The following is a 3625-nucleotide window of genomic DNA, read 5'->3' on the forward strand; positions in this document are numbered from 1 at the left end:
GGGAGTGGCCCTGCTTGGCGCGCCGAGGATGCAACGCGACCTCCCTTCGCTCGCGACGATTTTTTCACAAACTCTGAGGGGCGTCATGGATAAGAAAACCAGCCGTTTGCGTCGGGCACGGCGGGCGCGCGCCAAGATCAAAGAGCTCGTGGTCCATCGCCTGTGCGTCTACCGCACGCCGCGGCATATCTATGCGCAGCTCATTGCACCCAATGGGGCCGAGGTGGTGGCGAGCGCATCGACGCTCGACAAGACCCTGCGCGAGGCCGTCCCATTCGGCGGCAACATCGCGGCGGCCCAGGTCGTCGGCAAGGCCGTGGCCGAGCGGGCCCGGGCCAAGGGTGTCGAGCGGGCGGCATTCGACCGAGCGGGTTTCAAGTATCACGGCCGAATCAAGGCGCTCGCGGATGCGGCACGCGAGCACGGTTTACAGGTCTAGGCGAGAACCATCATGGCGGGAAACAACCCATCCGATCCCGGCGACGGGTTACTGGAAAAGCTGGTGCACGTGGCGCGGGTGGCCAAGGTCGTCAAGGGCGGACGGATCTTCGGCTTCGCGGCACTGACGGTCGTGGGTGACGGCGCAGGAAGAGTGGGTTTCGGGCGCGGCAAGGCGCGTGAGGTGCCGGTGGCGATCCAGAAGGCCATGGAGAAGGCGCGCGCCAATATGCGCCGCATCGCTTTGAACAACACCACCGTTCAGCATGCGGTGACGGTCCGGCATGGCGCCGCCAAGGTCTATTTTCAGCCGGCCTCGGAAGGCACCGGCATCATCGCCGGTGGCGCGATGCGCGCGGTATTCGAGGTTGCGGGGGTCAAGGACGTGGTGGGGAAGTGCATCGGCACCACCAACAAGGTCAACGTGGTGCGGGCCACCGTGCAGGGTTTGAGCGATCTCAGGGACCCCCGCTGGTACGCGGCGAAGCGCGGCAAGTCGGTGGAAGAGATCCTATGAGCGAGCACCGTGATCCAGCCGCGCCCGGGCGGCTCTGCATCACGCTCCGGCGGAGCACCATCGGGCGTCTCCGGGCCCACAAGGCCTGTGTCACCGGCCTCGGGCTGCGTCGCATCGGCCACAGTCGGGTGCTCCTCGACACACCGGAGGTCCGCGGCATGATCCGGCGGGTGGCCTACCTCTTGGAGATCGAAGAGGTCTGACGACATGCGGCTCAATACCCTCAAACCGGCCGCGGGTGCCAAGACGGCGCGTAAGCGTCTCGGCCGTGGCATCGGCTCGGGCCTGGGAAAAACCTGCGGACGCGGCCACAAGGGTCAGTATGCTCGTGCCGGCGGATATCACAAGGTGGGCTTCGAGGGCGGACAGATGCCGCTGCAGCGGCGTTTGCCCAAGTTCGGCTTTCGCTCGCGGACCGCCCGGTTCGCCGATGAAGTACGCCTCGGGGACCTCGCGCGCCTGCACGCCGACATCATCGATCTGGACGTTTTGAAGACGGCGGGGCTCGTCGACCGGCGCGCCCGCACGGTCAAGGTGATCGTGCAATACAATAAAAAAATAAGGGACGGCCTGAAAAATCGGGTGAACGTCAAGGGCCTATTGCTCACGCGCGGCGCGCGCGCCGCCATCCTGGCCGCGGGCGGCGCCATAGAGGATTGACGATGGTCGTGGCGCGCTCCAACCTGTCCTCGTCGCTGGCGGGGCTCGGCAACCTCACGGAGTTGCGGCAGCGGCTCTTGTTCCTGCTCGGGGCGCTCGTGGTGTTTCGGATCAGCACCTATATTCCGGTGCCCGGGATCAATCCAATCGCCTTGGCCCAGCTCTTCGACCAGCAGCGCGGCACCATCCTGGATATGTTCAACATGTTCTCGGGTGGGGCGCTGGAACGGTTTTCGGTCGTGGCGCTCGGGATCATGCCGTACATCTCGGCATCGATCATCATGCAGCTCTTGACCATGGTGTATCCGAAACTGGAGCAGTTGCGCAAGGAAGGCGAGTCCGGCCGCAGGAAGATCACCCAATACACCCGCTACGGCACCGTCGGGCTCGCCACCTTCCAGGCCCTGGGCGTGGCCATCGCACTCGAAGGACAGCAGGCTGCCGCGCAGGCGCTGGTGATCAACCCGGGCCTAGGGTTTCGCATCACAGCCGTCACGACGCTCGTGACCGGTACCCTGTTCCTCATGTGGCTGGGCGAGCAGATCACCGAGCGCGGGGTGGGGAACGGGATCTCGATGATCATCTTCGCTGGGATCGTTGCGGGGCTCCCCTCGGCGGTGGGCGGATCGCTGGAGCTGGCGCGCACGGGCGAGCTCCATGTCATGACCTTGATCGCGTTGTTCCTCCTGGTGATCGCCGTGACCGCGCTGGTGATCTTCGTGGAAAGGGGCCAGCGCCGGATCACCGTGAACTATGCCAAGCGCCAGGTCGGTCGCAAGATGTATGCGGGACAGACCAGTCACCTGCCGCTCAAGCTCAACATGTCCGGGGTGATCCCGCCGATCTTCGCCTCCAGCCTGATCCTGTTTCCGAGCACCATCGGCAGTTGGTTCGGCAGCGGTCAGGGGATCGGCTGGCTGTCGGACCTCGCCAGTGCGCTGTCGCCGGGCCAACCGCTGTATGTGATCTTGTACGCGGGGGGGATCGTATTCTTCTGTTTCTTCTACACCGCGATCGTGTTCAATCCCAAGGAGACCGCGGACAACCTGAAGAAATCCGGGGCCTTCGTCCCGGGGATCCGGCCGGGAGAACAGACGGCCAAATACATCGATGGCGTCATGACGCGGCTGACCTTTGCCGGGGCCATCTATATCACTTCGGTGTGTATGCTGCCGGAGTTTCTGATCTTGGAATTCAACGTGCCGTTCTATTTTGGTGGCACATCCTTGCTGATCATCGTGGTGGTGGTAATGGACTTCATGGCCCAGGTACAGGCCCATCTCATGTCCCACCAGTACGAGGGTCTGCTCAAGAAGGCCAACCTCAAAGGGTATGGCCGGCGGTAGCTACGTGTCGAAGGAGGCGTGCGATGAAGGTTCGGACATCGGTCAAGAAGATCTGCCGCCACTGCAAGATCGTGCGGAGAAAACGCGTCGTACGCGTGATCTGCCGCGAGGCGCGCCACAAGCAGCGCCAGGGCTGACCCAGGGTTTACATATATTAATTTTTAATCTGGAACGACGAATATGGCGCGCGTAGCGGGGGTCAACATCCCCATCCACAAACATACGGCGACCGCGCTGACCCACATCTACGGGATCGGTCGCAACCGGGCGCTCAAGATCTGCGGTGCGGCCGGGATAACGCCAAAGACCAAGGTCAAGGACCTCACCGAGGGGCAGCTCGATGCCCTGCGCAGCGAGGTCGGCAAGTACCCGGTGGAGGGCGATCTACGGCGCGAGGTGTCTATGAACATCAAGCGCTTGATGGACCTCGGTTGCTGCCGCGGGATCCGGCACCGGCGCGGCCTCCCGGTGCGCGGCCAGCGCACGCGCACCAACGCCCGGACGCGCAAGGGTCCGCGCCGCATGGTCCGTAAATAAATATCCCTCCTCAGGAAAATCTGTGGGTGAACTTTGGTTCCGGTAGAGCGCCAAGTGCATGATACAAAGCGACTTCCAGCCCATGATAGGTCCGAAAACCGTAAGCCTTTCTGGTAGTGAGTTTGGC

General features: G+C 63.4%; 7 protein-coding genes. All 7 read left to right on the plus strand.

Going from position 1 to position 3625, the window contains the following annotated elements; all coding sequences use genetic code 11:
* Positions 1–85: 85 nt before the first annotated feature.
* From rplR to rpsM, 7 genes are read left to right on the plus strand one after another with little or no spacing between them, the layout of a single operon-like run.
* The gene (gene rplR / locus M3461_18335; GenBank protein ID MDQ3776165.1) at positions 86–439 is read left to right on the plus strand and encodes a 50S ribosomal protein L18; all 354 of its coding nucleotides are present in this window, start codon (positions 86–88) and stop codon (positions 437–439) included.
* A 12-nt stretch (positions 440–451) separates the two neighbouring features.
* Positions 452–955 (plus strand): 30S ribosomal protein S5, encoded by a 504-nt coding sequence (gene rpsE, locus M3461_18340; GenBank protein ID MDQ3776166.1) that lies wholly within the window; start codon positions 452–454, stop codon positions 953–955.
* Positions 952–1158, plus strand: a complete 207-nt coding sequence (gene rpmD / locus M3461_18345) for a 50S ribosomal protein L30 (protein ID MDQ3776167.1) — start codon at positions 952–954, stop codon at positions 1156–1158. Before rpsE ends, rpmD begins: the two co-directional genes overlap by 4 nt.
* A 4-nt stretch (positions 1159–1162) precedes the next feature.
* A complete protein-coding gene (rplO, locus tag M3461_18350) occupies positions 1163–1615 on the plus strand; it encodes a 50S ribosomal protein L15 (GenBank protein ID MDQ3776168.1) in 453 nt (150 codons plus the stop codon).
* Between the two features lie 2 nt (positions 1616–1617).
* The gene (gene secY / locus M3461_18355) at positions 1618–2961 is read left to right on the plus strand and encodes a preprotein translocase subunit SecY (protein ID MDQ3776169.1); all 1344 of its coding nucleotides are present in this window, start codon (positions 1618–1620) and stop codon (positions 2959–2961) included.
* Between the two features lie 23 nt (positions 2962–2984).
* Entirely contained in the window at positions 2985–3098 is a 114-nt protein-coding gene (gene rpmJ, locus M3461_18360) for a 50S ribosomal protein L36 (protein ID MDQ3776170.1), read from the plus strand.
* Between the two features lie 43 nt (positions 3099–3141).
* Positions 3142–3498, plus strand: coding sequence for a 30S ribosomal protein S13 (gene rpsM, locus M3461_18365; protein MDQ3776171.1), 357 nt, complete (start codon positions 3142–3144; stop codon positions 3496–3498).
* The last annotated feature ends 127 nt before the right edge of the window (positions 3499–3625 follow it).

Source organism: Pseudomonadota bacterium, from assembly GCA_030860485.1.
In the GTDB taxonomy this organism is placed as follows: domain Bacteria; phylum Pseudomonadota; class Gammaproteobacteria; order JACCXJ01; family JACCXJ01; genus JACCXJ01.

Coding starts and splice junctions, on each gene's coding strand:
- rplR (MDQ3776165.1), top strand. CDS start 86: ATGGATAAGAAAACCAGCCGTTTGCGTCGGGCACGGCGGGCGCGCGCC.
- rpsE (MDQ3776166.1), top strand. CDS start 452: ATGGCGGGAAACAACCCATCCGATCCCGGCGACGGGTTACTGGAAAAG.
- rpmD (MDQ3776167.1), top strand. CDS start 952: ATGAGCGAGCACCGTGATCCAGCCGCGCCCGGGCGGCTCTGCATCACG.
- rplO (MDQ3776168.1), top strand. CDS start 1,163: ATGCGGCTCAATACCCTCAAACCGGCCGCGGGTGCCAAGACGGCGCGT.
- secY (MDQ3776169.1), top strand. CDS start 1,618: ATGGTCGTGGCGCGCTCCAACCTGTCCTCGTCGCTGGCGGGGCTCGGC.
- rpmJ (MDQ3776170.1), top strand. CDS start 2,985: ATGAAGGTTCGGACATCGGTCAAGAAGATCTGCCGCCACTGCAAGATC.
- rpsM (MDQ3776171.1), top strand. CDS start 3,142: ATGGCGCGCGTAGCGGGGGTCAACATCCCCATCCACAAACATACGGCG.